22 protein-coding genes are annotated in these 26,943 nt (G+C 41.3%); 13 read left to right on the top strand and 9 right to left on the bottom strand.

Annotated elements, in window-relative coordinates; translation table 11 throughout:
• The first annotated feature begins 7 nt into the window (after positions 1 to 7).
• A complete protein-coding gene (locus MIC7126_RS0118750; RefSeq protein WP_154656004.1) occupies positions 8 to 673 on the top strand; it encodes a sugar transferase in 666 nt (221 codons plus the stop codon).
• A gap of 127 nt (positions 674 to 800) precedes the next feature.
• On the opposite strand, the gene MIC7126_RS0118745 is transcribed toward MIC7126_RS0118750, so the two are convergent.
• A complete protein-coding gene (locus tag MIC7126_RS0118745; RefSeq protein ID WP_017654707.1) occupies positions 801 to 2,804 on the bottom strand; it encodes a serine/threonine-protein kinase in 2,004 nt (667 codons plus the stop codon).
• A 400-nt stretch (positions 2,805 to 3,204) separates the two neighbouring features.
• On the opposite strand from MIC7126_RS0118745, the gene MIC7126_RS0118740 reads away from it, so the two are divergent.
• From MIC7126_RS0118740 to MIC7126_RS0118725, 5 genes are all read left to right on the top strand, one after another.
• On the top strand, positions 3,205 to 4,077 hold the full coding sequence (locus tag MIC7126_RS0118740; protein ID WP_017654706.1) for a hypothetical protein: 873 nt from the start codon (positions 3,205 to 3,207) through the stop codon (positions 4,075 to 4,077).
• A gap of 87 nt (positions 4,078 to 4,164) precedes the next feature.
• Positions 4,165 to 4,335, top strand: coding sequence for a hypothetical protein (locus MIC7126_RS31355; RefSeq protein WP_154655927.1), 171 nt, complete (start codon positions 4,165 to 4,167; stop codon positions 4,333 to 4,335).
• A gap of 106 nt (positions 4,336 to 4,441) precedes the next feature.
• A complete protein-coding gene (locus MIC7126_RS0118735; protein ID WP_017654705.1) occupies positions 4,442 to 4,708 on the top strand; it encodes a hypothetical protein in 267 nt (88 codons plus the stop codon).
• Positions 4,709 to 4,907: 199 nt separating this feature from the next.
• Positions 4,908 to 6,083, top strand: a complete 1,176-nt coding sequence (locus MIC7126_RS0118730; RefSeq protein ID WP_017654704.1) for a sigma-70 family RNA polymerase sigma factor — start codon at positions 4,908 to 4,910, stop codon at positions 6,081 to 6,083.
• A 113-nt stretch (positions 6,084 to 6,196) separates the two neighbouring features.
• On the top strand, positions 6,197 to 7,348 hold the full coding sequence (locus MIC7126_RS0118725) for a DUF1822 family protein (RefSeq protein WP_017654703.1): 1,152 nt from the start codon (positions 6,197 to 6,199) through the stop codon (positions 7,346 to 7,348).
• Positions 7,349 to 7,765: 417 nt separating this feature from the next.
• Here MIC7126_RS0118725 and MIC7126_RS0118720 read toward each other — a convergent pair whose 3' ends face one another.
• The gene (locus tag MIC7126_RS0118720; RefSeq protein ID WP_017654702.1) at positions 7,766 to 8,155 is read right to left on the bottom strand and encodes a hypothetical protein; all 390 of its coding nucleotides are present in this window, start codon (positions 8,153 to 8,155) and stop codon (positions 7,766 to 7,768) included.
• A 2-nt stretch (positions 8,156 to 8,157) separates the two neighbouring features.
• Positions 8,158 to 8,379 carry a hypothetical protein gene (locus tag MIC7126_RS0118715; protein ID WP_017654701.1) on the bottom strand — a complete coding sequence of 74 codons (222 nt, stop codon included), beginning with the start codon at positions 8,377 to 8,379 and terminating at the stop codon, positions 8,158 to 8,160.
• Positions 8,380 to 8,593: 214 nt separating this feature from the next.
• Between MIC7126_RS0118715 and MIC7126_RS0118710 the strand changes: the two genes are divergently transcribed.
• On the top strand, positions 8,594 to 11,185 hold the full coding sequence (locus tag MIC7126_RS0118710) for a CHAT domain-containing protein (protein ID WP_017654700.1): 2,592 nt from the start codon (positions 8,594 to 8,596) through the stop codon (positions 11,183 to 11,185).
• A gap of 255 nt (positions 11,186 to 11,440) precedes the next feature.
• Here MIC7126_RS0118710 and MIC7126_RS0118705 read toward each other — a convergent pair whose 3' ends face one another.
• Both MIC7126_RS0118705 and MIC7126_RS0118700 read right to left on the bottom strand, forming a co-directional pair.
• On the bottom strand, positions 11,441 to 12,793 hold the full coding sequence (locus MIC7126_RS0118705) for a DUF3370 domain-containing protein (RefSeq protein WP_017654699.1): 1,353 nt from the start codon (positions 12,791 to 12,793) through the stop codon (positions 11,441 to 11,443).
• 39 nt (positions 12,794 to 12,832) lie between these two features.
• Positions 12,833 to 13,345 (bottom strand): C15 family peptidase, encoded by a 513-nt coding sequence (locus MIC7126_RS0118700; RefSeq protein WP_017654698.1) that lies wholly within the window; start codon positions 13,343 to 13,345, stop codon positions 12,833 to 12,835.
• A 58-nt stretch (positions 13,346 to 13,403) separates the two neighbouring features.
• Between MIC7126_RS0118700 and hisH the strand changes: the two genes are divergently transcribed.
• Both hisH and rsmD read left to right on the top strand, forming a co-directional pair.
• Positions 13,404 to 14,039: an imidazole glycerol phosphate synthase subunit HisH gene (hisH, locus tag MIC7126_RS0118695; protein ID WP_017654697.1), complete on the top strand. Its 636-nt coding sequence runs from the start codon at positions 13,404 to 13,406 to the stop codon at positions 14,037 to 14,039.
• An 81-nt stretch (positions 14,040 to 14,120) separates the two neighbouring features.
• Positions 14,121 to 14,666, top strand: a complete 546-nt coding sequence (gene rsmD / locus MIC7126_RS0118690; RefSeq protein WP_017654696.1) for a 16S rRNA (guanine(966)-N(2))-methyltransferase RsmD — start codon at positions 14,121 to 14,123, stop codon at positions 14,664 to 14,666.
• A 66-nt stretch (positions 14,667 to 14,732) separates the two neighbouring features.
• On the opposite strand, the gene petG is transcribed toward rsmD, so the two are convergent.
• On the bottom strand, positions 14,733 to 14,846 hold the full coding sequence (gene petG, locus MIC7126_RS0118685) for a cytochrome b6-f complex subunit V (protein WP_017654695.1): 114 nt from the start codon (positions 14,844 to 14,846) through the stop codon (positions 14,733 to 14,735).
• A 206-nt stretch (positions 14,847 to 15,052) separates the two neighbouring features.
• Here petG and MIC7126_RS0118680 point away from each other — a divergent pair, with 206 nt between their 5' ends.
• Together MIC7126_RS0118680 and MIC7126_RS0118675 are read left to right on the top strand one after the other, a co-directional pair.
• Positions 15,053 to 15,427 carry a c-type cytochrome gene (locus MIC7126_RS0118680; RefSeq protein WP_017654694.1) on the top strand — a complete coding sequence of 125 codons (375 nt, stop codon included), beginning with the start codon at positions 15,053 to 15,055 and terminating at the stop codon, positions 15,425 to 15,427.
• A gap of 365 nt (positions 15,428 to 15,792) precedes the next feature.
• The gene (locus MIC7126_RS0118675; protein WP_017654693.1) at positions 15,793 to 16,698 is read left to right on the top strand and encodes an SMP-30/gluconolactonase/LRE family protein; all 906 of its coding nucleotides are present in this window, start codon (positions 15,793 to 15,795) and stop codon (positions 16,696 to 16,698) included.
• A gap of 75 nt (positions 16,699 to 16,773) precedes the next feature.
• Here MIC7126_RS0118675 and recN read toward each other — a convergent pair whose 3' ends face one another.
• Complete coding sequence (gene recN / locus MIC7126_RS0118670) at positions 16,774 to 18,501, bottom strand: DNA repair protein RecN (RefSeq protein WP_017654692.1); 1,728 nt, start codon at positions 18,499 to 18,501, stop codon at positions 16,774 to 16,776.
• Positions 18,502 to 18,950: 449 nt separating this feature from the next.
• Between recN and MIC7126_RS0118665 the strand changes: the two genes are divergently transcribed.
• Positions 18,951 to 21,023: an ABC1 kinase family protein gene (locus MIC7126_RS0118665; RefSeq protein WP_017654691.1), complete on the top strand. Its 2,073-nt coding sequence runs from the start codon at positions 18,951 to 18,953 to the stop codon at positions 21,021 to 21,023.
• A 256-nt stretch (positions 21,024 to 21,279) separates the two neighbouring features.
• Here MIC7126_RS0118665 and MIC7126_RS0118660 read toward each other — a convergent pair whose 3' ends face one another.
• A complete protein-coding gene (locus MIC7126_RS0118660; RefSeq protein WP_017654690.1) occupies positions 21,280 to 21,630 on the bottom strand; it encodes a Rieske (2Fe-2S) protein in 351 nt (116 codons plus the stop codon).
• A 298-nt stretch (positions 21,631 to 21,928) separates the two neighbouring features.
• On the opposite strand from MIC7126_RS0118660, the gene MIC7126_RS0118655 reads away from it, so the two are divergent.
• On the top strand, positions 21,929 to 24,514 hold the full coding sequence (locus MIC7126_RS0118655; RefSeq protein WP_017654689.1) for a GAF domain-containing protein: 2,586 nt from the start codon (positions 21,929 to 21,931) through the stop codon (positions 24,512 to 24,514).
• Positions 24,515 to 24,604: 90 nt separating this feature from the next.
• On the opposite strand, the gene MIC7126_RS0118650 is transcribed toward MIC7126_RS0118655, so the two are convergent.
• Positions 24,605 to 26,785, bottom strand: a complete 2,181-nt coding sequence (locus tag MIC7126_RS0118650) for a GumC family protein (protein WP_017654688.1) — start codon at positions 26,783 to 26,785, stop codon at positions 24,605 to 24,607.
• Positions 26,786 to 26,943: the final 158 nt, after the last annotated feature.

The raw sequence follows: 26,943 nt of genomic DNA, 5'->3' as shown, positions 1-26,943 counted from the left end.
TCCTGGTATGGAAAAATTTGCATCTCTGAGCCAGCTCTATTCAGCTTATTTTTCAAGACAGTCGTTACACCCATCAGTGACTAGTTCAACAAAACGACTGATTGATATTCTCGGCGCCATCGTTGGGCTAGGGATTACCGCCGTCGTACTCATTCCTCTGGGCATCATGATGATGACTGATGATCCAGGCCCGTTATTTTATTCTCAAATTCGCTGTGGCCACAGAGGGAAGCTGTTCCGAATCTGGAAACTCCGCTCGATGGTTGTCAATGCTGATCAAATTAAGCATCTGGTGAAGAACCAAGCTCAAGGTCATATCTTTAAAGCTGTGAATGATCCGCGCATTACTCGTGTAGGTAGATTTTTGCGTCGCACCAGCTTAGATGAATTACCTCAATTTTGGAATGTTTTATTAGGAGATATGAGCTTGGTTGGTACTCGCCCTCCTACTCCTGATGAAGTGATTCGCTACGAGCCGCACCACTGGGAAAGGTTACGAGTCAAGCCGGGTATGACTGGAGAATGGCAAGCTAACGGTCGCTCTAGCATCAAGGATTTTGAAACTATCGTGAGTATGGATATCGATTATCAACGTAAGTGGTCTGTAGCTTATGATTTGAGTTTAATTGTCAAAACTATTTGGGTGGTATTTAAAAAGAGTGGTGCTTACTAAGGTAGAGGGAAGAGGGAAGAGGGATTTCTAATTTGTAATCCCAAGCTTAAAATCCACTCATTGGTATCAAATCCCTGTAGGGACGTAAAATTTTACATCTCTACTTTCTCTACAACAATCAGATTAACTATGACTGTAGCAACCTGATCTGTAACTGTACATCCTGATAACCGTCCTCATTGCCTTTTTTTTGAAATAATTTAGCTGCTTGTTGAAAATCTTTAATAGCAGCCTGTTTATTTCCTTGTTTAGCCAGAATTAAACCCCGGTTGTAGTAAGCTAAAGCATATTGAGGATTGACTTTAATCGCCTGAGAATAATCTTGATTCGCGGCTTTTTGATTTCCTCGTTGCAGATAAGCTTCACCACGATGATTGTAAGCTGCGGCGTCTTGGGGATTGAGCTTAATTGCTTGGGCGTAATCTTGAAGCGCCCCTCGATAATCTCCAAAAGAAAAGCGATGAATACCTCTACGTAAATAAGCTGTAGATAATTTCGGATTCAGCCGCACCACCTGATTATAATCTGCAGTTGCCTCTAGTTTATTTGCTAATTCACTATGCACATTGCCACGAGCTAGATAAGCTTCAATATATTTGGGATTTAGGTTAATAGCTTTAGTGAAATCATTAATTGCTATATATTTTTGCTGATTACTAAATTGTGTTAAGCCTCGTTGATAATAAGCTTGGGCATCGTTAGGATTAAGGTCGATAACCGTATCAAAATCTTCGATGGCTGCTTGTTTTTGTCGCAGACGACGATGGATAATTCCCCGTTGCACATATGCTGCAGCGTAACTAGGTTGGAGAGCGATCGCTGTGCTAAAATCTGCAGCAGAGCCTTGATAGTCTCTAATTTGAGCGCGAGCCATACCCCGACCATAATAAGCGTATGCACTCTGAGAGTTAAGTTTAATGGCTTTGGTGTAATCAGCGATCGCTTCAGGATACTTTTCTAGTCCATACAAAGCAAAAGCGCGATCGTAATAAGCATTCCCATCTTGAGGATTGAGGCGAATAGCTCGACTAGCATCTGCTCTAGCTTTTTCGTAATTTCCTAAACGATAAAACGCATCACCCCGCCGATTATAAGCTAAAGCATTTTGGGGACTGATGGTAATCACCTCAGTTAAATCTCCAACGGCTCCTTGATAATTTCCCCGCTGATATTTCTCCACTCCCTGCTGGTATAATTCTTGAGCATTCCCCACAGGTTTCGACGCCCAGAAAAGCCACCATGCTACACTCACAGCAATACAACCAGCTATCCCTGTCACCATCAATTTCAGTTTTTTCTCGACTAAATTCTGCTTTTCATTTTCCGGGTTATTTAGCTGCTGGAGATCGTGTAAAACTTCTGTGGCTGACTGATAGCGTTTGCGATAGTCAAAACGCACCATTTTATCAATAATTTTCGCCAGTTGTTTGTTAATTGGCGCATTTCTATGACGCCAAACAATTTCACCTGTTACTAAATTTTTTTGACTTGGTAATATCGCAATTTCATTAGCTGTTAAGCCCATGAGTGCAGCAATACCAACAATGCCTAAAGCATAAATATCGCTATTATATTGAGAGTTGCCATGCAATTGTTCGACGGGTATATATTCCAAATTACCGACAATAGTAGTGACGATTTCTCGAACAGTACCAAAATCAATTAGCACTAACTTTTGATCTAATTTGCGACGGATAATATTTGCTGGTTTAATATCTTGGTGTATCACCTTATGACTATGAACAAATGCCAAGATTTCTAATATTTCCGTTAACAGAATAATAACTTCCTCTTCCGTCAGAGGAGTTCCCGATAAAATTTCCTCAACCAAAGAATTACCAGGAATAAATTCTTGCACTAAATAAAATTCTTCGTTCTCTTCAAAATAAGCAACTAACTTCTGGATTTGGTCGTGCTCTTGTCCTATTTTTTCTAAGGTTATAGCTTCAGACGCAAACAAGCGGCGCACAATTTTTAAAGCTTGGGGGTTGTTACTAGCAGGACGTAACTGCTTGAGAATAAATAAGCTGTCGTCAAGGCTAGTATCTTCCACTAGATAAGTTTGTGCCACTTCCCCCGCACTCAAAACTGTTAATATTCGGTAGCGTACATCCAGAAGTTGACTATTCATAAAAGTAAAAATAGCTTTACACGGGATTATTTGATTATAGCTTGCGTGTTATTACGGATTGTGGTTTTATTTATATAGAGAAAAAACTATCAAAAATTAAGCTGATTGACAAAACTGCAATTATGATAATTTAGCTCTACCCCAGCAACTAAACCATCATAATTTTTTATAAGGTTCTGAAAACACCATTTAATACACAGACACTGAGGTTTTGTCAAAATTAAGCCAGGGGTAGGTTATGTACCGATTTTTTTTCATCATACATCCTTTATACTTTAGACTTCTTTGATTAAAAGTTTTTTGTATCCAGTGTATCTTGACTGCGTAGAAAAGCTGACACAACATCATCTAATTAAATCAGGACTGAATAATTAAAATTAGCAAAATTATAGATAGAAGATTGAAAATTAACGAATTTGGGCAACAAAAAGAACCGAGTGTTACGGCCAAGCGCCAACTACTAAAAGCACTCCAACGCCGTAATGCATCTGCGATACAAACCCTGATTGTACATTGGCAAAAGATTCTGGGGACAGAACAACTGGTAAATTTGATTGTGCGGGAGGTAATGATTGAATGTGATTCGCAAAGCCACAGTTGGTTTATCCAAACTTTCCTAGAAAAAGGGAGATATGTAGAACTAGAGCAACAAGCTCAAAATCATGTTTGGCAAATGCTAGTCAATGCAGGCTTAGAATTAGGAAAAGATTTTAGTTTTGGACAAAATCATGAAATGATGGTTAGCGATCGCACTCAAGAAATTCTCCTCCATCACCTACCAGAAAATCGTCAAACATTCTTCACAGCGCAAATTGAAACATCCATAGTCCCAGACCCAATCATTGTGATTGAACAACATCTAGGCTGTCCATTTTTCACCACCTTGACGGAAATTGCATCTCAAAAAATGCGAGTTTTGCAAAATGCTCAAGCAGCTGCATATTTGGGAGTAATGATAGCGGGTTTGGTACAGCGTTATCCTGAACTCCAAGACGCAGATTTCCCGACTAAATTTATTTTCAGTGCTTTAGCAGGACTACCAGAAGCACGAGCTATGGCTATTTTAAATGACGAGCAAACAGCACCCACGTTTAACGAATTGATTATCTTCCAAGATTTACTTTTAGCATTGAACGACCCCGAAGCGCACCGCGTCACTGCAGAAGATGGGGGTATTAGTCTCAATCAACTCAAAAAACTGGATTTAGTTTGGTGTGGTCAACAACGAATTGCGGAAATAATCGCCGTGGTGGAAAGAAGATATCCCCACTAGCGGAGCGTCTATGACAAGCTACATCTACAAATATCGGCAAATGTGGGATACTAACGCACAGTTTTTAAACATTCAGCTTTATGCACCGTGACGTTGGCTGAGGGGAATCAGGAGACGGTAAATACTTCATCATCAACTCCAGAAACTATTGTGGAAGCGCAAGGATGGGTGATAAATTCTGATGGGCAGGTTGAGTTAGTTGCCTATCTGCCTGGAGGTAGTATGAGCGGACAATCTTCTAGTTGTGATTTGCGGTAGATTGGAAATGTGATGTCTACAGTCGGCTAAATCTTAGCATCTCAGCAAAAGTAGAGATACTATAAAAGCCAGTTGGAAATTAGTGATTTAGGAGATGATATTGCACATGGCTACACAAGACATAATTACCAAAGAATTATTAATTGAAGAAATAGAGTCTTTACCATCGGAACTATTAACACAGACATTAGATTTTATTCGCTTTATTAAAATTAATCACGGTCAGAGCCAATTCAAAACTGGTGCTAACTCTGATTTAAATTCAGAACAACAAGTAAAAAAACATCTTTATCCGCTACACAATACACAGCCATATCGCTATGATGACCCAACAGAACCTGTTGCATTAGAAGATTGGGAATTTTTGCAATGATAGCAATTGATACACATATTTGGGTGTGGTGGGTTCAGAATGACACACGTTTGACAGCAAAACATCAACATATGATTATCCTTTGCTAACTGCTGACGCTAAAATCCTCAATTATTCTGGTGTCAAGACATTAAAGTAAAATTTAATTCCAGTTGTGATATTCCGGTAGTGAAAAACGACACGCAAAGCAATTAAATCTATGCAACCCAGGCAAAATATTACTGAAATTTTCTCCACATTTATACAATTTGATGCAGATTATTTTAGTGGGTGGGCAACTGATTCAAAGCTGCGCCGCAGTATAAAATATTGTTTAGAAAAGTCTTCGCAGCCGGAATCAGATCGTTTTTGGGCGCTATATTGGCATAAGGTGTGGCAAACTGAATCTAGTTCTGTGGCTGCTGCTCATATTTGTGCCTATTTACAGGAAGTTTGTTACTGGGTGGCGAGAAAAATTGCGCTGAATTTTCAAAAAGAATCTTCTGTGGCTGACTGTTTTCAAATTGCTATTTCTCGGACATCGAAAATTTTAAAAGGATTTAATCCAGAATACAGTTCTCATTTGAAAAGTTATGCGGAACTGACTTTTGAAAGTTTAATTAAAGATGCGCTGCGTTTGCGTCAAGAAACGGATATCTGTACAGATTGGGGATTATTACACAAAATTAGTCGCAAAAGACTAACTGATGCTTTACAAAATGCAGGTTTTAATAGTTTAATTATTGAAGGTTATGTTTTAGCGTGGGAATGTTTTCAAGAACTGCATACGGCTAAAACCCCCAAGGTTCGGAAGCTGGTAGAACCAGATAATTTAACTTGGCAAGCAATTACTAATCTGTACAACACCCAGCGTTTGAGTCAATCTAGTTCATCCATTTCTACAGCTACTCCCGCAACATTAAAAAACTGGTTAAGTAGCAGCGCTCAAGCTGTGCGCGCTTTTCTTTATCCAAAACTAGTTTCTGTAGATGCTCCCAGAAATGAACAAGAAGATGGTAGTTTATTAGATATATTACCTGCAGACCCAGAAACATTATTACTCACTGATATTGTTGCTCAAGAAGAAGCCGCAACCCTGGAAGCACAGATAAAGCAGTTGCAAATGGTCATTACTCAAGCCATAACTGGACTTGATGCACAATCTCAAAAGCTGCTAAAAGCTTACTACAACGAGCAACTTACACAACAACAAATTGCTCAACAGTTAGAAATCAAGCAATATCAGGTGTCTCGGCGTCTAAGCAGCATCAAGCGTCAATTGCTACAATCTCTAGCACAATGGAGTAGTGAAACACTGCATATTTCTCCCACCTCTAACGTACTGGATGCCATGAATACTAGTTTAGAGGAATGGCTGAAAATCAACTATAAATAAGGAAACAAATATCCCCAGTACGGGCGCGGTTTTCCCGTCCTACAGGTTTACGTCATCAAAGCGATAACCGCTAGATTTATCATTGGTAATAATTTTCCGGAGCTGTTCTGATTATGTTTAATTCACCTGCGTCCATCACAATTGACTTTCATCAGTTTTATTTAGAAATTCCCGAAAATGCCAAAAGTCTAGAACAATCATACTCTACAAATGGCGCTCATCAGCGGGCGAAAATTAATCAACTGTGTCTGGATGCGTTTTTACCTTGGCTAAAAGCAGAAATTCATCCCCACGCTAAGGTATATCCTCATATTGCTACCTTGCCGAGTTTCTGGGAATTTGTAAATGGTACTGCGATTATTTTTCAGGATATTAAATTAATCATCATCCCCACTTTAGCGCTGGATGGAGATGAGTTAAGAGTCTCCCAAGAATGGGTGGATATTCCCGATTGGGTAGGTGATTATTATTTGGGGGTACAAGTAAACCCAGATGATGGTTGGATTAAAGTTTATGGTTACACCACACATCAAAAGTTGAAAACAATGGGAGTGTATGATGTTTCTGACCGCACTTACAGCTTGGGGTCTGAAGATTTAATTGCTGATTTAAATGTGCTGTGGGTAACTCGTCAATTTAATTCTCAGGAAGTCTTACGCTCCCAGACTCTACCTCTGTTACCGCTTCTACAAACCCAAGCTGAGAATTTATTAGCGCGTTTGGGTAATCCTGATGTTAAATTCCCGCGTCTGTCAGTACCCTTTGCTACATGGGGCGCGTTATTAACACAGAGTGGTTGGCGACAAAGATTGTATGAACAGCGCCAAGGGATATCAGAACAGTGGAGAATTCCCGCATGGTTGCAAACTGGAGTAAGCAATTTTGCTCAACAACTGGGGTGGGGACACAAGGAATTTATTTTCGCACCTACAGGAATGCGGAGTCGAGAATCAATTTTAGGATTGTCTCGCCAATTAATCATAGCAGGAGATAGCTATGAGTTACGGGTTTTTCCTCGTGGTGCTAGGGAAGATGGCTTTTGGCGGTGGGAATTACAAAATGCAGCGGCTGGTGGTATGATTCCTGTGGGCTTTAAGCTAAGGCTACTCACTCAAGATTTACAAGCTTTTGAGAATAATGAAGACACAGCTATCTCTGCTGTTAACATTTTATATTTAGAAGTGATGTTGGAACCAGGGGAAGGTTTGGTATGGGAAATCGAACCGACACCAGAAGACTGGGAACAAGAAATTCTTTGGTTTTAGGAACAAAGATGGAAGGATGAGCAAGGAAACTCCGGTTTGCTTGCGGAAAACACTCAGATGAGTTAACAAACTCCAGTTTGCTTGCAGAAAACACTGAAAGGAGTCAGCATTTTAGATAAATGAGTTAACAAACTCCGGTTTGCTTGCAGAAAACACTGAAAGCAATTAGCATTTTGGCTAAATGAGTTAACAAACTGCGGTTTGCTTGCGGAAAACACGCAAATGAGTTAACAAACTCCGGTTTGCTTGCAGAAAACACTGAAAGCAATTAGCATTTTGGCTAAATGAGTTAACAAACTGCGGTTTGCTGATTGCGATCGCTATTTTCAAATGATAAAATTTTAAATGGGGAGTACTATCAACTTATAGCTAGCCAGAAAGAACACAACAAGTACAACTCGTAAACGCATTAACTTATCACACGTCAACAATTACAGGGATTGATTCCAGATACTCGTCTGCTGCATCTTGCCCAAAATGCTTTTGCAGTGTTAGATATGGATTTATCGGTGCGTAGTAGAGAACAACAAGCGCTTCAAACGAGCCGTTTTCTGGACGAAACACTTCCCAAGACTGTAACGCATAGGTGTCTGCATCATCTTTGTCAGATTCCCAAACATATTCAAAGTAGTGCCCAGTTTGCTGCTCAAAATCACGCTCAATACTATTCAAAAAAGATTTTAACTGTGTTCTAGCCGTGCCGCATCCAGTTAATGGCAAGTAGGGAGCATCTGGCATTGGAGCAGTAAAATATTGAATATTAGGCGGGTTTCCATCCCATGCAGAATAAGCAGTTCGTTTTTGCATCACTATCTCCAAATCTTGAAGCGACAATCAAATTCGCTTTTCCCAACAGCTTTGGCGTCAGGATTAGTTCCGCCATATGCTTCGGCTATTTCTTCACATTTCTTATCTGCTTGTTTTTGGTTGTGCGCCTCAATTCGCTCCGATTCCTGATGAAGTTGAGCTTCTCCGTCGGGTAAAACTGCTCCAAATTCGTTTGCGGAACCACCTTTAAATGGATTTTTCATGCAATTGCTCTAACTTCTGTCTCACGTATTATACCTTCATATAGTCAGGAGACTATAGCAGTTCCCAATAAAAATTATTGGTATTTTTAGTTTAAAAATGATACAAACACGTTGGTAGGAGCACGTCACTGTTCCCTAAAAGAAATTTATTTGTATCAAGGTTTTTGTGAATCGGTACGAGAACGATCGCTTACAGCATTTACTAAAAAAAGGTATGATTAAACTTTCATGGGGTGACAAATGGCAATTCCTAATTCTTTTAGGGCTGATGGCTTTTCTGTTGTGCATTGTCGTTACTCCCACGACTGCGAAAACTCCGGAAATTAATTCTCTACAATTACAAATTTCTCGCCCCGATGCCCGCGACTGGCTGCAACAAGGTAAAATTCTTTATGATGAAGGACAATTTGCCGAAGCAATTAAAGTTTTGCAACAAGCAGTTGACAATTATCGCTATCAAGGCAACAAATTAAAACAAGCAGTGGCGTTAAGCAACCAAGCTTTAGGGTATCAAAAGCTGGGACTTTGGCAACAAGCCAATCAAAAAGTGCAAGAGAGTTTACAACTGCTAGAAAGCGAGAAAATAAATCCTGTAACTTTAGCGCAGATATTAGATAATCAAGGCTCTATTCAACTAGAGTTAGGACAAGCTGAACAAGCACTCGCTACTTGGGAGCGTGCAGAAGCATTATATAAGCAAGCTAATCATGAAAGTGGAATTATTAGCGATCGCATTAACCAAGCGCAAGCACTACAAGTGTTGGGATTCTATCGGCGATCGCTCTCCATCTTATCTGATTTGCGCTCAACTTTGCAAGCCCGTCCTCATTCTCTGACAAAAGTAGTGGAATTGCGATCGCTTGGTGATACTCTGCAATTAGTAGGTGATTTAGCGCAATCTCAGCAAGTATTGCAACAAAGTCTAGAGATTGCTAAAAATTTGCGCTCCACAGCCGAGATGAGCGCAACATTATCTAGTTTAGGAAATACAGCCAGAATAAAACAAGACATCCCCGCAGCCTTAGTTTACTACCAACAAGCAGCACAACTTGCTCCCACACCCATCACCAAAATCACAGCAGAAATTAACCAGTTAAATTTACTTGTCAGCACAAAACAAGATTCCTTAGCAGCAGCACTATTACCCCAAATTCAAACTCACCTCCTCAACTTACCACCCAGTCAGTCAACAATTTACGCTCAAATTCATTTAGCGCAAACTTTGATGAAAATGGGGAATGAAACTCAAAAAAATCGATATACTGCCCAATTATTAGCCACCACCTTTCAACAAGCTAGCGATTTAGAAGATAAACGCGCCCAAGCTTATGCATTAGGTACCTTAGGTAGTTTATACGAACAAACACAACAATGGTCAGACGCTCAAACAGTGACGCAAAAAGCGCTGATTTTAACTCAAAGTATCAACGCCCCAGACATCGCGTATCGTTGGCATTGGCAATTAGGAAGATTGTTAAAACAACAAGGAAAAATTGCCGATGCCATCACAGCTTATGATACAGCAATTAGTGAATTGCAGTCACTGCGGAGCGATTTAGTTGCAGTTAACCGCGATATCCAATATGGATTTAAAGAAAGCGTCGAGCCAGTATATCGTCAATCTGTAGAATTGCTATTACAAACAACCACATCTGCAGCTAGTCAAGAAAATTTAGAAAAAGCTAGACAAAGAATGGAATCATTACAACTCGCAGAGTTAGACGATTTCTTTCGCCAAGCTTGTATTAACGCCAAAACCGTCATTTTAGATGACGTAGTAGACAAAGATAATCCCACATCTGCCATCATTTATCCCATAATTTTACCCCAGCAACTGCAAGTCATTATTAAAATTCCCCAACAACCACTACGCCGATATGTAATTAATCAATCTCAACAGAAAATAGAAAAAATATTAGAACAATTGCGCGCCAATATTCTAGAACCAGACAAAGAAGAAGAAGTACAACTACTCGCCAAAACAGTTCACGATTGGTTAATTCCCAAAGAAATTGAAAAAACCTTAGCCACAAGCCAAGTTAAAACCTTAGTATTTGTCTTAGATGGCGACCTCCGCAATATTCCGATGGCAGCATTATATGATGGAGAGAAATATCTCGTAGAAAAATACGCCGTAGCTTTAAGTTTAGGATTACAATTAATTACGCCCAAATCCCCAACTTCAGCCCCCATAAACGTTTTAGCAGCCGGTCTAGTCCAACCACCAAAAGAATTTCCACAGTTTCGCACCTTACCAGAAATTAAATCAGAGTTTAATTTCATCACCCAAGCAGGAATAACCACCAAAAAATTATTAGACGCAGAATTCACCAGTAATAACTTAGAAAAAAACGTTAATACCACAAACTTCAACGTTTTACATCTCGCAACCCACGGTCAATTTAGCTCCCGTCCAGAAAACACCTTTATATTAGCCAACGATGGCCCAATTAATGTTTTACAATTTGATAGCTTACTGCGTCGTCAAGACGAAACTCGCCCAACAGCCTTAGAAATGCTAGTTTTAAGTGCTTGTGAAACAGCCGCAGGCGATAATCGTGCAACCCTAGGCTTGGCGGGAGCATCAGTAAAAGCAGGAGCGCGGAGTACAATTGCCTCCATGTGGCATATTAATGATAAATCCACAGCAATTTTAATCGGAGAATTTTATCGCCAACTAGTAAAAAATCAAGTAACAAAAGCCGAAGCCCTCCGCCTAGCCCAATTAAAATTATTAAAAGATTATCCTAACTACACTCGTCCTGGATATTGGGCGCCTTATATATTAGTTGGTAATTGGCTTTAAGGAATAGGGGTTAGGGGTTAGGGAATAGAGTAGAAATATGAAACGCAGAAATTAACTCTTCTCTCCTCTTACTCTCTGCGCCTTTGCGACTCTGCGTGAGACAAATCAATAGACCTCTTGCAAAAGTCCAATTTTTTGCGATCTTCTTTGCGCCTTTGCGCCTACCCTGCGGGAAGCCGCTCCGCGTCTATGCGCGAGATAAATCCATATTCTCAATCAGCAACGCCCAAAATCTTACATCTCTACCAACACCCATTACTGAGTCATCACCGTTAATACTTGCGGTGGTGTAGCGTCCGGGGGATAGAGAAAGTCTACTTCCACCAAAGAGCGATCGCCTGCTTTCAGGTTTAATAAAACCAGGGGTTCCCCTGCTTGTCCTCTCGTCTGCGCTAAATGAGTAAATTTAGTCTGCGGTTGTCCTTGCTCATCTTTATAACGTACCCGCACCGTCCCGCGAAAGAAAACTTGACGCACTGGTGTACTAAAAAAGCGCAGTCCTGGTTGAACTAACTGGTCTTCCTTGATAGGCGTCTGGATAGATACACTCACAGTTTGCGAATTCTCGGTGTTGTTATATAAAGGTAATTGCAAACTGTATTGAATGCCATAGTTACCATGAGCGCGATAAGCGGTGTCTGGATAGCGCCGCAGCATAGTTGCACTTTGAATTTGACCTGTCCCCAAGGTACCACCATGGAGAGTGCTTAAACCGTAGGAAAAAACTTGACCAGATTGGGGAATAGTTAAATATCTGGTTTTGGGACTATCTACTAATAATGCTCGCCATTGGGAACCTCTAGCAACCCCCGCAACACGTCCATAAATTTGCGGCTTTCCGGTGTTTTGTAGAGGAGTTGGCGCTTTATCTCTGGGAGTAGCGACATCTCCATTATTTAGTAAATCTTCCCATTCAGCTAAAGTCGGCGATCGCTCACTACCGTCAGCATTAGTTTTTGCAAACATCGCCAGACTCGCTGCATATATCCTACCATTACTCCGCAACCGCATCAAAGTAGATCGACCGTTCAGCGGTGGTGTTAAGCCTTGCACAGGAATCGGTAAATTTAATAACATCTGACTGGAGTTTGGAGCAATGACAATTTCTTCGGGGAAAATTGTTTGTCTCTTGCCTCTAAGGATATCATTAGTAGCGCGATCGCCAGGCCCTGCAAACACAGTTCCTAAGTTATTTTCACTAAAAGATGGCGACTGTACAAACGGTGCATCTGGTTGACTCAAATAACTCGCCGCCTGCAAAATATTCACACTTACAGGTCGAGAAGTCGGATTGTGTAAAATTATCCCCAGATAAAGCGATTTTAAATTCTCCGGTGGTTCAGCTTTCGCCACATGATGAGCAAAAATATCAAACCGTCCTTGAAAAGGAAAATCAAGATGCGCTTGGGGAAATTGCTTTCCAGTTGATGGAAAAGTAGACAGTAAAATTCCTTCTTGTAAAACTAATTCTGGACTATTGCTGTTAAAAACAGGTATCGTATCTAACCTTCCTGGTAAAGGACGCACTACTTGCGGTTGTACCACCTCTTGGGGTGGTGTCGGTGGAGTTGTTTGAGCCAAGGAAAAACTGAGTAATAATGGCAACATATAACTGGCTATTTTGTTTACCTGATGACGCCAACAATTTTAGGAAAGTGCCAGTTTGTTAATAATTAATAAGAAATCTTTCAGGATGTCCATCAGATTTTCTTGATGCAAAACCGGAACGTGGACAAAAATGCAATCTGCTTTCAATTGTGACTGTCCCAGGTAGTCCAACACCGAATAATAAAGACCCTCGCAGACAAATTTACCACAGTCATAGCTAATCTCAATTGCCCTTGCTCCCCAGACCAATTGTGCTAAATCAACTTGTGTGTGCAAAAAACTTTCTCCCCAGCTAGCACACGCTTCCAGACTCAATTGTGTACGCTTGGCAGCCATACCACAACAGATAATGTAATCCGGTTGGAGTTCCTTAATTTTGGCAATTACCCGCTCACTCGCCAGTTCCACATCTACAGGTAATTGGTGCAAAAAAGTTAACCCATCAGGGAGCGAGTCACATTTAGCAACTTCAAGTAGTAAATCATTTGAAGAATTAGATTGTTGTTCACTCAACCAAATGTCAAAAGAAGTTAATAGAATGCTTTTCTTCATAACGAATATTATTTAGAATAGAGTTACCCTCCATAATAAATTTAGAAGGAGCCGGTCAATGCCAGTTATTGCAGTCATAGATTATGATATGGGGAATTTGCATTCAGTCTGCAAAGGCTTAGAAAAAGCTGGAGCCACTCCTAAGATTACTCATTGTGCCAAAGATTTAGCTAAGGCAGATGCAGTGATTTTGCCAGGAGTAGGAGCATTTGATCCAGCCATGCAAAATTTGCGATCGCGTGGTTTAGAACAACCGATTAAAGAAGTGATAGCATCTGGTAAACCGTTTTTAGGTATCTGTCTAGGCTTGCAAATTCTCTTTGAATCCAGCGCAGAAGGTACTCAACGCGGACTGGGAATTGTGCGCGGGAAAGTGCGGCGATTTCGTCCCGAACCAGGAATCACCATTCCCCATATGGGATGGAATCAATTAGAAATAACTCAACCCAGAAGCATTCTTTGGGAACACCTACCCTCTTCACCTTGGGTGTATTTTGTCCACTCCTACTATGTAGAGCCGACTGACCCGCAAATTCGCGCCGCAACTGTTACCCACGGTACACAAAATATCACATCTGCGATCGCTCATGAAAACCTCATGGCAGTCCAATTTCACCCCGAAAAATCTTCAAACATCGGCTTGCAAATCCTGTCTAATTTTGTTGCTCAAGTCCGCGAACAAGTCGCAGCATAATATGATTTTGTCAGTTGTCCTGTCCTTTGCTCAAAACTAGCGACAAATGACCAATGACAAATGACCAATAATCAATGACCAATGTCTATCAGAATTTACGGAAATCGTCAGCTAAAAACATTACCAGGAAACGATACCAGACCCACCAGTGCAAGAGTACGGGAGGCAGTTTTTAATATTTGGCAAGGAAAAATCGCCGACTGTCGCTGGCTGGATTTGTGCGCCGGTACTGGTTCAATGGGTGCGGAAGCCTTGTGTAGAGGAGCTAGCTTAGTAGTAGGAATAGAACAGTCGAGCCGAGCTAGTGCCATTATTCAACAAAACTGGCAGATGGTAGCTCATCCAGGGCAAGAATATCAGATATTGCGGGGTAATGTCTTACAGCAGTTAAAAAACTTATCAGCCAAGACATTTGATCGAATTTACTTCGATCCACCCTATGCTAGTGGATTATATCAGCCAGTATTAGAAGCGATCGCCCAACATCATCTACTAGACGCCGCAGGAGAGATAGCCGTGGAACATAGTTCCCAAGATTGGACACCTCCAGAGATTACCAACTGGGAAATATGTCGCCAAAAGGTCTACGGTAACACAACCCTAACTTTCTATAGCATTGTGGAATGAGGGAAGGCGAGGGACAAGGAGAAGCCAAGAATTAATGATTCTTCCCCCCATCCCCCTCATCGCCCCTTAACCTCCCAACTGATTCGGGCGCTTATATTGGCGATAAGCAGCGTAAAACAGTCCGCTCAAAGTAACCACAATTAGACCCAGGACAATACCCGACAACAAGGGTTCAACCACTGTAAATCTCCTCTCGGCAATTATTCAAGATTTGTTTCCCGCCTCTAATTTTACCAAATCAGGGATGAATCCCGCGCCCCACGGCGTTTTTAGAAAAAAAGTAGTAGGAAAATTATTTTCTGTGCTTGCAGACACCATCAAGAACTTTTAAGCTATGTGTATGAAATGAAATTTTTCAGTACACCTAGACTTTCACCGCAAACCTTTTGGATAACCAGATTACCAAACCTGAAACTTTGATTCAGCGCATCGCCTTGTCGGCTCTGGCGATAATGCTAGTAATCACTTTGGGCATTTTTGGTGTTCAGATGGTTCGAGCCTCTGATCCATACGTCAAGAGTGTTTTATCCCGCAAAGGAGATTTAGTTCAAGGACACGCCATCTTTCAGATTAACTGTGCAGGTTGTCACGGTTTAGCCGCAGATGGGCGAGTAGGGCCCAGCTTACAAACTGTTTCCAAGCGCAAATCTCGCTATGGACTAATTCACCAAGTCATTAGCGGCGAAACACCACCAATGCCAAAATTTCAACCCAGCGTCCAAGAAATGGCAGACCTTTTGAGCTATTTGGAATCGTTGTAGACATGAGCAATTAGTCAACTGAAGTATGAAGTATGAAGTATGAAGTCTGAAATTACCCCGCCTATAAACAGATGGGGTTGGAATTAAAGAAAAAAGTTTGACCCTTCGGCTTCCCTCAGAGTCAACAGTGAGCGTACCCCTACGGGGAAGCAAGCTACGCGTAGCGTCTCCCTTGGGAGAAGCCGAACCGTTGATTTTTTCGCCCACGCTTGTGCTTTGCTTGTACCAATTCTTACTTCATCCTTGCTTCGTCCAAAACCTGGACTTTCATCGCCAAAAATAGGTGTATCAGTTGTGCTAGTCTGTAGCAGAGCAAAACTAGGGTGCACTACCGAAGCATTAAAACTAACTATCAGGAAAAATAAATGTTAGGTATTAAAACCTGGATTAAACAAAAATTAGCCGTCGGCTATACAAAAGCTGAATCGGAAAAATTTTATACTCTCATTTCTCCCACAGCTAAACCCCAGCGCCTAGCCACAGGATTTCAGTTTCTAGAAGGGCCAGTTTGGTTGCAAGAGCAAAAATGCTTACTGTTTAGCGATATCCCTGGAAACAAAATCTTGCAGATGAGTGCTGGTGGGGAAGTGAAAATTTTTCGAGAACCTAGCAATAATTCCAATGGTTTGACTAGGGATTTACAAGGAAGATTAATTATTTGTGAGTCTCAGACACGGCGTCTCACCCGCCTAGAAAAAGATGGCACAATTACAGTCTTAGCTGATCAATTTCAAGGGGAAAAATTAAATGCTCCCAATGATGTAGTCGTCAAAAGCGATGGTAGTATCTATTTTACCGATCCATTGGATATAGCGATCGCCAAGCAACAAGACCAGCCACAGCAAAGAGTCTATCGCTTCTCACCTGATAGTCAACAATTAACAGTTGTTGCTGATGATTTTCAATTACCCAACGGTTTAGCTTTTTCCCCAGATGAAAAGCAGCTTTATATAGATGATTCCATGAGGCGTCATATCCGCGTGTTTGACGTCCAAGCCGAGGGAACTCTCACCAACAGCCGGATTTTTCATGATATGAATATTCCCCAACCCGGATTACCTGATGGGATGAAAGTTGATATTCAGGGTAATGTTTATTGTACCGGCGCTGGGGGGATATGGGTTTTTGACGCCAATGGTAGCCATTTAGGCACAATCGTAACCCCAGAACCACCAGCCAATTGTGCTTGGGGCGATGATGATTACCAAAGCCTGTATATCACAGCTTGTACTTCAGTTTACAAAATTCGCGTCAACATTCCTGGGAAATAGCAGTTCTGGTTGACATTAAACCCGATACCTTGTTCAAAAGATTTCCCCAGCAAAAACCAACATAGAATTTGTAAATTAACCAGCCCCGCGACGGTGATTAGCAGCTTGCAATAACAACGATTCAGCAAAAGCGATCGCTTCTATTGCAGATTTACCACCAGCGAGTTGTGCTAGTTCTTCCCTGCGAGTGGTTAAATTTTCTAACTGAGTAACTCGCACCACAGTCCGCTGTTCTGTATTACCATTATGAGGATTAATGATTTGTTTATCGACTCGAAAATGTTTATCTGCCATAGCCGCAACTAAGGGTTGGTGAGTCACACACAACACTTGCTGTTGTTGACTGAGCTGGTGTAATTTTTCAGCGATCGCTTGGGCGACTCTTCCCGAAACCCCCACATCAATTTCATCAAATACCATTGTCCCCGCTGCATCCGCTTGGGAAAAACCAGCCTTTAGCGCCAATAAAAAGCGGCTCATTTCCCCACCAGAAGCAATTTCTGTTAAAGGTTGCAATGGTTCCCCAGGGTTGGGGCTAAACATAAAGGTAATCTTATCTGCACCAAATGCGGTTGGGGTGGTGGGGACAATATCTACCTTAAATTGCACCTTTTCCATCGCTAGGGGTTTGAGTTCCGACAGCAACCGTGACTCTAAACTCACTGCTGCTTGACGCCGCGACTGGGTTAATTTTTGACAAGCTTGAGTAAGTTTTGTTAAGTAAGCTTGCTCTTGCTGTTCTAAATTCTCAATAGATTGTTCACTATTATTTAGTTCCGCTAATTCTGTTTGGATGCGTTGATAATAGGCGATCGCTTCTTGCAGTGTCGGGCCATATTTGCGGCAAACTTGCTTTAATTCCCGGATGCGTTCCTCTACCTCTTCCAATCGCTGGGGGTCAGCTTCTAAACCTTCCCCATAAGCGTTGATTTGTCTAGCGACTTCCATCACCGCTGTTTGGGCATCCTTCACTAAATCCAGTAATGGTTGCAGTTGGTCATCATACTCAACCATATCATTTAATGATGCTTCACTATCAGCCAGTAAATCTCCAGCCGTTGGCGCTTCATCATCACTTTGATACAAAGCCTGATAGATTTTGTAACTCATCTGCTGCAAATCCACCACATGGTTGAGGCGTTCTCGCTCTTGCAACAGTTGTTCTAATTCATTAACATCATGAAGATTAACAGCGCCCAATTCTTGCACTTGATAGGTGAGCAAATCTAGTTGTTGTAGTCGCTCTCGTTCAGAAGTGCGGCGTTTTTCCAAAGCTAGATGGGCTTGTTGGTAAGTCACAAATACAGTAGCGATTTGGTGACGCTGTTTCATTAAAGCATCACCACCGTGTAAATCCAACCAATCCCGCACTTGAGAAGATTGTCCTACTTGTACAGTTTGACCTTGGGCTGTAATTTCCACAAGGCGATCGCGCAATCCTCCCATAATTTGACGATTCACCAATACCCCATTCACCCGCGATCTGCTGCGAATATTACTCGCCGTCGCCGTAATTTCTCGGCTAATCACCACACAATTTTCATCAATTAAATCGATTTCCTGTTCATTCAACCAAACAGTTAACGCCGGACTAGAGGTGAAAGTCGCCTCCACCATCGACCGACTCGTCCCCGTGCGAATCACCCGACTAGATACCTTTCCTCCCAAAGCCGCATCAATCGCATCCAAAATAATCGATTTACCCGCCCCAGTTTCTCCAGTTAAGACATTCAAACCAACGCCAAATTCCAATTCCAGTTGGTCGATGAGGGCAAAATTCTCAATTCGCAAACAAAGCAACATCAGACCAAATTCTCCGTAAAAGCAGATTCTGGATCATTAAAAACTTACAGGATATTGTGCCCAATCTTTAAGCAAACAGCATTACCCACTACTATTGAAATAGCGAACCCATTTCAGTGTACCAAAACCAACTCGTTTATTCAGGCATTAACTGAAGGCTGAAGTATGAAGTATGAAGGCTGAAGTATGAGGTATGAAGTCTGAAGTCTGAAGTCTGAAGTCTGAAGTCTGAAGTCTGAAATTACCCCACGCATAAAGCGAAAAGTTGAGCCAGTGTTGTGGGCGGGTTTCCCGACTTGAAACAACTGGCGTTGCGCGTCCGGGTAACAGGGGCGCAAAACTTTTCAAGACAGAGATGGGGCTTGAACTAATGGGCAATGCCCCATGCCCCATCACTCAGATATTGTTACAATACTTAACAAGAATATATTCGACCGGTGGCATTCTTCATGATTGTTAAGACATCTCCCCCCAATTCCCGACCGTTCGAGGACAGCGATCGCACTAATTACAACAACGGCGATCAACCATACATTGCTGAGATAGTGCCAGATGATCATACACCAGCCTTGGTTGTGAAATCGCCCAGACTGCTCGCCGCCCAACAACAGCGGGCACTAACAACAGCCCAATCCGAACTAGAAACAATACGTTACAATCCAGTGGAGATAGTAGCGCACTACCGCCAAAGACCCCTGCAAGTTTTGCAGCGGATTTTTGCTGTGTTGCGTCCCACCCTTTCTTTTGTGTTCGGCTTGTGGTGGGACAGCAAACGGGGAATTGTCGTCAAAAATGACCACCGTCGAGCCGTTCAACTCAAAGAATTATTAACGAAATTAGGGCCAGCCTACATCAAAATTGGTCAAGCCTTATCCACCAGACCAGATTTAGTTCCGCCCGTATATTTGGAAGAATTAGCGAGATTACAAGACCAATTACCCGCCTTCCCGAATGAAATTGCTTATCAATTTATTGAAGAAGAACTAGGCGCGCCACCAGATGAAATCTACGGCGAACTTTCAAGAGCACCAATCGCCGCCGCTTCCTTGGGACAAGTATACAAAGGTAAGCTAAAAACTGGTGAAGAAGTAGCAGTTAAAGTCCAACGCCCCGATTTAAAAGAGCGAATTACCATTGACTTATATATTTTACGGGGAATTGCCGGTTGGGCGCAGAAAAACTTTAAGCGGATACGCTCCGACTTAGTGGGTATTTTGGATGAATTAGGCGATCGCATTTTTGAAGAGATGGATTACATCCACGAAGGCGAAAATGCCGAGCGCTTTTTTCAATTATATGGTCACATCAAAGACATATATGTTCCCAAAATTTACTGGGAATACACCAACCGTCGCGTCTTGACGATGGAGTGGATTAACGGCACTAAATTAACCCAAACAGCAGAAATTAACGCCCAAGGTATCAACGCTCGTTATCTAATTGAAGTGGGTGTGCAGTGTTCTTTGCGACAATTATTAGAACACGGATTTTTCCATGCTGACCCCCACCCCGGAAACTTGTTAGCCACCCCAGACGGGAAATTAGCTTATCTCGACTTCGGGATGATGAGCGAGATTCAGCCACCCCAACGCTATGGTTTAATCGAGGCGATCGTCCACGTCGTCAACCGTGACTTTGAAGGCTTGGCGAAAGATTACGTCAAATTAGATTTTTTAGCACCAGATACCGACCTCACACCGATTATCCCCGCCTTTGCTAACGTCTTCGCCGATGCTCAAGGCGCCAGCGTCGCCGATTTAAACATTAAAAGCATCACTGATGAATTATCGGCTTTAATGTATGAATATCCCTTCCGCGTACCCCCCTATTACGCCCTAATTATTCGCTCCCTCGTCACCCTCGAAGGCATCGCTATTTACATAGATCCTAACTTTAAAGTCCTCAGCGAAGCTTATCCCTACGTTGCTAAACGTTTATTAACAGACCCCGCACCGCAATTAAGAATATCTCTAAGAGATTTGCTGTTTAAAGATGGAAAATTCCGCTGGAATCGTTTAGAAAACTTATTACGCAATGCGCGCAGCAATGAAGACTACGACTTAAACTTAGTTGTGAATCAAGGCGTAGATTTTCTTGCTTCGGAACGAGGCGCATTTATTCGTGACAAATTAGTAGATGAATTAGTCAACGGATTAAATGCTTTAGGTAAAAACGTTTTGCATAACTTCACTTATTTGTTGCGAGAAAGAGTAGGTTTAACAGCAGTCAACGAAACCCCAGCCGCATCAATCGAACAACAACAAACCTTAGAACATATTAAACGTATTTCCAGCATTCTCAGAGAAACTCGTGGCTTTGATCCAGCCCAGCTAGCGCCCCAAATCGCCCAGTTATTATTCAATCCTGATGTCCAGCGTTTAGGTCAACAAATTACCAATCGCCTAGTACAAAAAGCCGTGACAAAATTAATTCGAGATTTGTTAGCAGGGGAAGAAATTAATCAAAATGTCGGTCATAAATTAGAGCAACCAGCACGATTATCTTTACCCGCAAGAGTATAGATTTATCCGTTATTCTTGACCCTTGCTCTTATTTGATAGGAGTGAGGGTTTTTGTTTTGATTGTTGGTTTAAATCACAGTGTAATACCGATTTGAAAAAAGAATGCCACAGATAGGTAGGGGCACAACAATGTTGTGCCCTCACGTTTAAATTGGTGTAACCCAACACAAATAGAGAGCGATCGCATTAAAAAAAGATGAAAGATTAGGAGCAAAATTCCTCATCTTTCATCCCACAACAAAGACTCAACAAATAATTACAACTCTACCCAAATACTTCCTTCCTCTACACGGGTAGTAAAAACAGGTAAAGCTTTTTCTTGGGAAATCAAACCCAGCACTTTGTTAACACCGGGAGGAAAGGTAATCCATTCCGTAGGACTACCAGTAGCTAAATCAAAAGCGCTACGATGAAATGGACAAACGATCGCCCCATTATCAGTGATTTTGCCCTTCTTTAAGGGTAGCTTCATGTGGGGACAGGAATTTTCCACAGCATAAATTTTGTTGTTATGGTGAACCAGCAGAATATTACGCTGTTCAACTTTCACCACCTTGCGTTCATTAGGCGGTAATTCCTCTTGGGAAAGCACCTTAACCCAGCTCATAAATACCTCTCTCAATCTCTATAAGGCTGCTATTTGACGGCAGACTTTGGAATTTTATGCTCTTTTAGCGATCGCCAAACCAATTAAGCACATAATTTCACAACTTTGTGGAACTAGGCGCGGGGTGCTAGCACTCTCTTTGAGAGGTAGTAGTTTCAACTTTTATCCTGAACGCGCTCTACAGTGACGAATGCTACTAAGAATGGGCTGGATAGTGGATAATGGCAATTGACCGTTGCTTGCAGCCACACGTAGATAACATTACCAAAATCTCATCCTCTTATACCAGAAGCTAATTATGTCATTGCATCAACGTAGTTTTGATGAGACTACCGATCTGATTATTGGTGTTCACAAGCAAGAAAACAACTATTGGCCACAAAGTTCTCCCCCTGTGGGCGCTCTTGCTACCAAAAAAGGAACTATCTCTTCCTTTCTGGCTCCCCTAACTCAGGATACCTTTAAACAGGTTGTTCAGGAAGTTGAACAAAAATTACATATTGTTCATCAAACTCTGTCAATGTTAGATTCTCAGGGTTTTGAAACCATCCTGGAAGAGATGTTACACTCAATTACTCTGAAAACGGGAGAGCTATTAGGTGCAGACCGCACGACGATATTTCTATTAGATGAAGCTAAACAAGAACTGTGGTCAATATTAGCAGAAACAGAAGGCGATCGCTCTTTAGAAATTCGCATCCCCGCCGATAAAGGAATTGCGGGAGAAGTCGCCACTTTTAAACAAGTAATTAATATTCCCTACGATTTTTATCAAGATTCTCGGTCAGTATTTGCTCAAGCACAAGAAAAAATTACTGGCTATCGTACCTATACAATGTTAGCTTTACCATTGTTAAATGAACATGGGCAATTAGTAGCCGTAGTACAACTATTAAATAAATTAAAAGCTGTCCATAATCCTCATGATCCCATTAGCGATCGCGTTGATCAATCCGGTTTTACTAAAGCCGATGAGCAATTATTTCAAGAATTTGCTCCTTCCATTCGCCTAATTTTAGAATCATCTCGCTCCTTTTATGCAGCCACGCAAAAGCAAAGAGCAGCCGCAGCGTTGATGAAAGCAATTAAGTCACTATCCCAAAGTAGTCTTGATTTAGAAGATACCCTCAAACGGGTAATGGATGAAGCCAAAGAATTAATGAGCGCCGATCGCAGTACCCTCTGGTTGATAGATAGCGATCGTCACGAATTATGGACAAAAATTACCCCAGATAACGGTGTTACTAAAGAATTACGCATTCCCATCGGTAAAGGCTTTGCTGGTAAAGTAGCAGTATCCGGTAAAAAATTAAATATACCTTTTGATTTATATGAGCATCCAGATTCGGATACAGCTAAACAACTTGACCAACAAAATGGCTATCGCACTTGTAGTTTACTTTGTATGCCGGTATTCAACGCCGATCAACAATTAATCGGCGTCACTCAGTTAGTTAATAAAAAGAAATCAGGGAATTTTCCGGCTTATAATCCCGTCCATTGGCCAAAAGCTCCTGAATGCTTCCAAGCTAGTTTTGATCACAACGACGAAGAGTTTATGGAAGCTTTTAATATCCAAGCTGGAGTAGCATTACAAAACGCACAATTGTTTGCCACAGTTAAGCAACAAGAACAACTACAGCGCGATATGTTGCGTAGTCTTTCTAATGGCGTAATTTCTACAGATCAAGCAGGTTTAGTAATTGCGGCTAACGAAAGCGCCAAACGGTTATTAGGTTTAAAAGAAGATGATCGTTTAGAAGGTAAATTAATTAATAACATCATAGATATAAAAGAAGGCGACTTTAGTAAATGGTGTCAAAATGCTTTACAAGCAAATGATATCAAATGCCGTCAGCAATATTATCCCGATCGCACACTCATTACCACAGGTACAGAACAACATAGTATTAATTTATCAATTAACACCATTGCTGACGCCAGCAATCAACAACAAGTCCGTGGCGCACTAGTTGTCATGGAAGATATTAGCGATGAAAAACGTCTCAAAAGTACAATGTATCGCTACATGACCCAAGAATTAGCAGAAGAATTATTGAAATTAGATGATGCGAAATTAGGAGGCGATCGCAAAGAAGTTTCCATCTTATTTTCTGATATTCGTGGCTATACCACCCTCACCGAAAATCTCGAAGCAGAAGAAGTGGTGAGTATGCTCAACGAATATTTTGAATCAATGGTAGAAGCAGTTTTTAAACATAAAGGTACCCTCGATAAATATATCGGTGATGCTATTATGGCCGTCTTTGGTTCCCCCCTCCCTTTAGAAGGACACGCTTGGATGGCCGTACAAACATCTTTAGAAATGCGCCATCGCTTACAAGAATTTAATAACCGTCGCTACGCAGCTAATAAGCCTAAAATTAACATCGGTATCGGCATTAATTCCGATGTCGTCATCAGCGGTAATATTGGTTCGAGTAAACGCATGGAATTTACCGCCATTGGTGATGGTGTTAACCTTGGTTCTCGCCTAGAAAGTGTCAGCAAACAGTATGGCTGCGACATTATTATTAGCGAAAATACCCATAAACTATGCCAAGAAAATATTTGGTCTAGAGAACTCGATTACATTCGCGTCAAAGGTAGAAATGAGCCAGTAGCCATCTATGAACTCCTGGGATTACGTACGGATATTATTAGTAGTCAAAAACTAGAAATGATTGAACATTATCATCAAGGACGAGAATATTACCTCAATCGTCAATTTAGTTCAGCTAGAAATGAGTTTGCTAAAGTTTTAGCTATTGACAATACAGATCAAGCCGCGCTTTTACATTTGCACCGCTGTCAGTACTGGATGCAATCAGCCCCATCAGATACAGATTGGGATCAAGGTGTTTGGACGCTAAAAGAGAAATAAATTTAGTAACAAATGAAAAATAGAGACGAAGCAAAAGCCACGTCTCTACACCCCAAAAGATATTTCTACAATCCTTAACAACCACTCTCTCTATCCATGAGAACTATGGGAATAACTAACATCATTAAGTTTACCTTTATCTCCATTGGCAATAATACCTAAAACATTCGTTGGCGAAATTCTCAAGCTGTCTTGAGCTTCTATCAACCCAGATTTATCTGTCTTGTCCAGCCTCACCACTAACACTATCCCATCAGTATGTGGTGCTACTAATCTCGCATCAACTATTCCTACTAAGCAGGGAACATCATAAATCACCAAATCAAAGTTTTGATGGAAATGAGCCATCAGTTGTTTCATCTTTTCTGATGCGAGTAATCTTGCGGGATCTGGTAATATTGGGCCAGCCGTAATTACCGACAAACCGCTCGTTCCCGGTACTTCTTGAATCACTTGGTCTACAGGTAGATTAGTTGAAATTACACTACTCAAACCTTGCACATTATTTAACTCTGAGAGGTTATGCAATTGTGGTCGGCGCAAATCCGCATCTACCAGCAGTACTCGTTTACCCATTGCTGTAGCTGTTTGAGCTAATTGGAATGCTACCGTCGATTTACCGTCTCCTGGAAGTGGCGAACTCACAACTAAAGAGCGAATTGGACGCTCAAAATTAAGTAGTTGAATATTCGTATAAAGTACCTGTAAAGCTTCCCAAAATTTGCCTCTACCAGTGCTTCTAGCACTCCCAAACTGACGATTAAAAATGTTTTGGCGAGGCTCATCTCCCGCCGCTATTTGTTTCTCTCCAGCCACGACTGCGAGATGATGTTGACTATTTTGCAGCTTCTTATCAAAAGGCAGAATACCTAATATTGGTAGCCTAATATTATCTTTTAAACTGCCAACAGCATGGTATGTATTGTCAGTTTTTTCTAGCAGTAAAGCCACACCAATTCCTAAAATCAAACTAGCGGCAAATCCTAGAGTCAAATTCTGAGGAATATTTGGTGATACTGGTGCATTGGGTTGCACTGCTGCTTTAACTAACTCCCAAGGTAGTTCTGTTTGAGCTACTTTAATTAGGAGATTTTCACGAGTACTTAAAAACCGATTAAGACTGTCAGTTGCAATTCCTAAATCTCGCTGGAGTTCTGTATATCTTCTAGTAAGAATCGGTAATAACTTAGCTCTTTGTTCAACTAGTTTTTCATCCTTAGCAAGTTCTTGGCTCTGTGCATCTAGAGTTTGAATTTGATTCGCCGCCTCAGCGTATTTTATCCCCAGCACCCGTCGCTCTTCTTGTGCTATTAAAGGCAAGATGTTCTGTCTTTTTTCTTCTAAAGTTTGGATGGTAGGATTATCTGGTTGAAACCGAGCTAATTCTCCAGAAATCTGCACCTCTATTTGCCGCAACTGGGTAATCATTTGTTGATACGCAGGTGAAGCATTCAGTGCTGCTAATTTTCCTTGGTCTGCGCTTAAGTTAGTAAAAACATCACGAGATACGGCTAACTGCTGATTGAGTGTGGTTCTTTGACTAGATAAATTGCTGAATTTGCTAGAAATCTCCGAGGCTTCATTTTCTGGAGTAATAAAGTCATATCTTTGTCGGAATATTTGTAATTCCTTTTGCAACCGATCTACCCTATTTCTAATAGTGGGTAGTTGTTGATCAACAAATTTAACACCTTGGCGTAACTTGGTTTTCCTTTTCTCTAAGCTATAGTCTAGGTAAGACTTAGCAATTTTATCTAGGACTACTTTAATCCGACTGCGATCATAACTGGCATAGCTAACTTGTATAATTTTAGTTTCACCTAACCGACTAATAGTTAATGATTGCACAAGCGAATCATAGGTGATATCTGAATATAAAACTCTTAAATCCTTGACGATTCCATTCATCAGTTCAGGACTCTTGAGAATCTGAATCTGACTCTCATAGTCTAGAGTTAGTTTATTTGGGTTGGGGTTGTCTACATTAACTTTTCCCAAGCTAGCATCGTCATCAACTGGTTCTACTAAAATCTGAAAACTTCCTTGATATACAGATTTTTCCTGGAGTGTTGTGTAAGTAACACCACCCATGACAATGCTTGCTATTCCTGCAATCACCAGTGCTCGTCGTTGTAAAGCACCTAGAAATTGACGTATGTCCCAACCAGCACCTTCTTCCTCAAACCCTGAAAAAGCTTGCAGTGGTACAGATTGAGGCGCAGTTATGGTATTCTGGGGGGAATTTAAGGGTTGAATAGAATAATTCTCCATTTTTTATTCGTTTTGGGGTAAATAAAAACAATTTATGTAACACCTTGGAGCAATCTAAGCCTGACTATCGCCATCCTCATTGAGTGGTAGGCAGTATAATTTCCAGTACTTAAATTTAGGTAATTTCCAAACTGTCCATTTTGGATATACAGGCCTCT

It is taken from the genome of Fortiea contorta PCC 7126 (assembly GCF_000332295.1).
GTDB classification, from domain to species: domain Bacteria; phylum Cyanobacteriota; class Cyanobacteriia; order Cyanobacteriales; family Nostocaceae; genus Fortiea; species Fortiea contorta.
This window is presented reverse-complemented; position numbering and strand designations above follow the sequence as displayed.

Bases quoted from the DNA above. Each gene is read 5' to 3' on its own strand.
- MIC7126_RS0118750 (WP_154656004.1), top strand. From the start codon at position 8: ATGGAAAAATTTGCATCTCTGAGCCAGCTCTATTCAGCTTATTTTTCA.
- recN (WP_017654692.1), bottom strand. From the start codon at position 18,501: ATGTTGCTTTGTTTGCGAATTGAGAATTTTGCCCTCATCGACCAACTG.
- hisH (WP_017654697.1), top strand. From the start codon at position 13,404: ATGCCAGTTATTGCAGTCATAGATTATGATATGGGGAATTTGCATTCA.
- MIC7126_RS0118675 (WP_017654693.1), top strand. From the start codon at position 15,793: ATGTTAGGTATTAAAACCTGGATTAAACAAAAATTAGCCGTCGGCTAT.
- MIC7126_RS0118660 (WP_017654690.1), bottom strand. From the start codon at position 21,630: ATGAGCTGGGTTAAGGTGCTTTCCCAAGAGGAATTACCGCCTAATGAA.
- MIC7126_RS0118705 (WP_017654699.1), bottom strand. From the start codon at position 12,793: ATGTTGCCATTATTACTCAGTTTTTCCTTGGCTCAAACAACTCCACCG.
- MIC7126_RS0118730 (WP_017654704.1), top strand. From the start codon at position 4,908: ATGCAACCCAGGCAAAATATTACTGAAATTTTCTCCACATTTATACAA.
- rsmD (WP_017654696.1), top strand. From the start codon at position 14,121: ATGTCTATCAGAATTTACGGAAATCGTCAGCTAAAAACATTACCAGGA.
- MIC7126_RS0118665 (WP_017654691.1), top strand. From the start codon at position 18,951: ATGATTGTTAAGACATCTCCCCCCAATTCCCGACCGTTCGAGGACAGC.
- MIC7126_RS0118700 (WP_017654698.1), bottom strand. From the start codon at position 13,345: ATGAAGAAAAGCATTCTATTAACTTCTTTTGACATTTGGTTGAGTGAA.
- MIC7126_RS0118725 (WP_017654703.1), top strand. From the start codon at position 6,197: ATGTTTAATTCACCTGCGTCCATCACAATTGACTTTCATCAGTTTTAT.
- MIC7126_RS0118745 (WP_017654707.1), bottom strand. From the start codon at position 2,804: ATGAATAGTCAACTTCTGGATGTACGCTACCGAATATTAACAGTTTTG.
- MIC7126_RS0118720 (WP_017654702.1), bottom strand. From the start codon at position 8,155: ATGCAAAAACGAACTGCTTATTCTGCATGGGATGGAAACCCGCCTAAT.
- MIC7126_RS0118650 (WP_017654688.1), bottom strand. From the start codon at position 26,785: ATGGAGAATTATTCTATTCAACCCTTAAATTCCCCCCAGAATACCATA.
- MIC7126_RS0118710 (WP_017654700.1), top strand. From the start codon at position 8,594: ATGATTAAACTTTCATGGGGTGACAAATGGCAATTCCTAATTCTTTTA.
- MIC7126_RS0118715 (WP_017654701.1), bottom strand. From the start codon at position 8,379: ATGAAAAATCCATTTAAAGGTGGTTCCGCAAACGAATTTGGAGCAGTT.
- MIC7126_RS0118655 (WP_017654689.1), top strand. From the start codon at position 21,929: ATGTCATTGCATCAACGTAGTTTTGATGAGACTACCGATCTGATTATT.
- MIC7126_RS0118735 (WP_017654705.1), top strand. From the start codon at position 4,442: ATGGCTACACAAGACATAATTACCAAAGAATTATTAATTGAAGAAATA.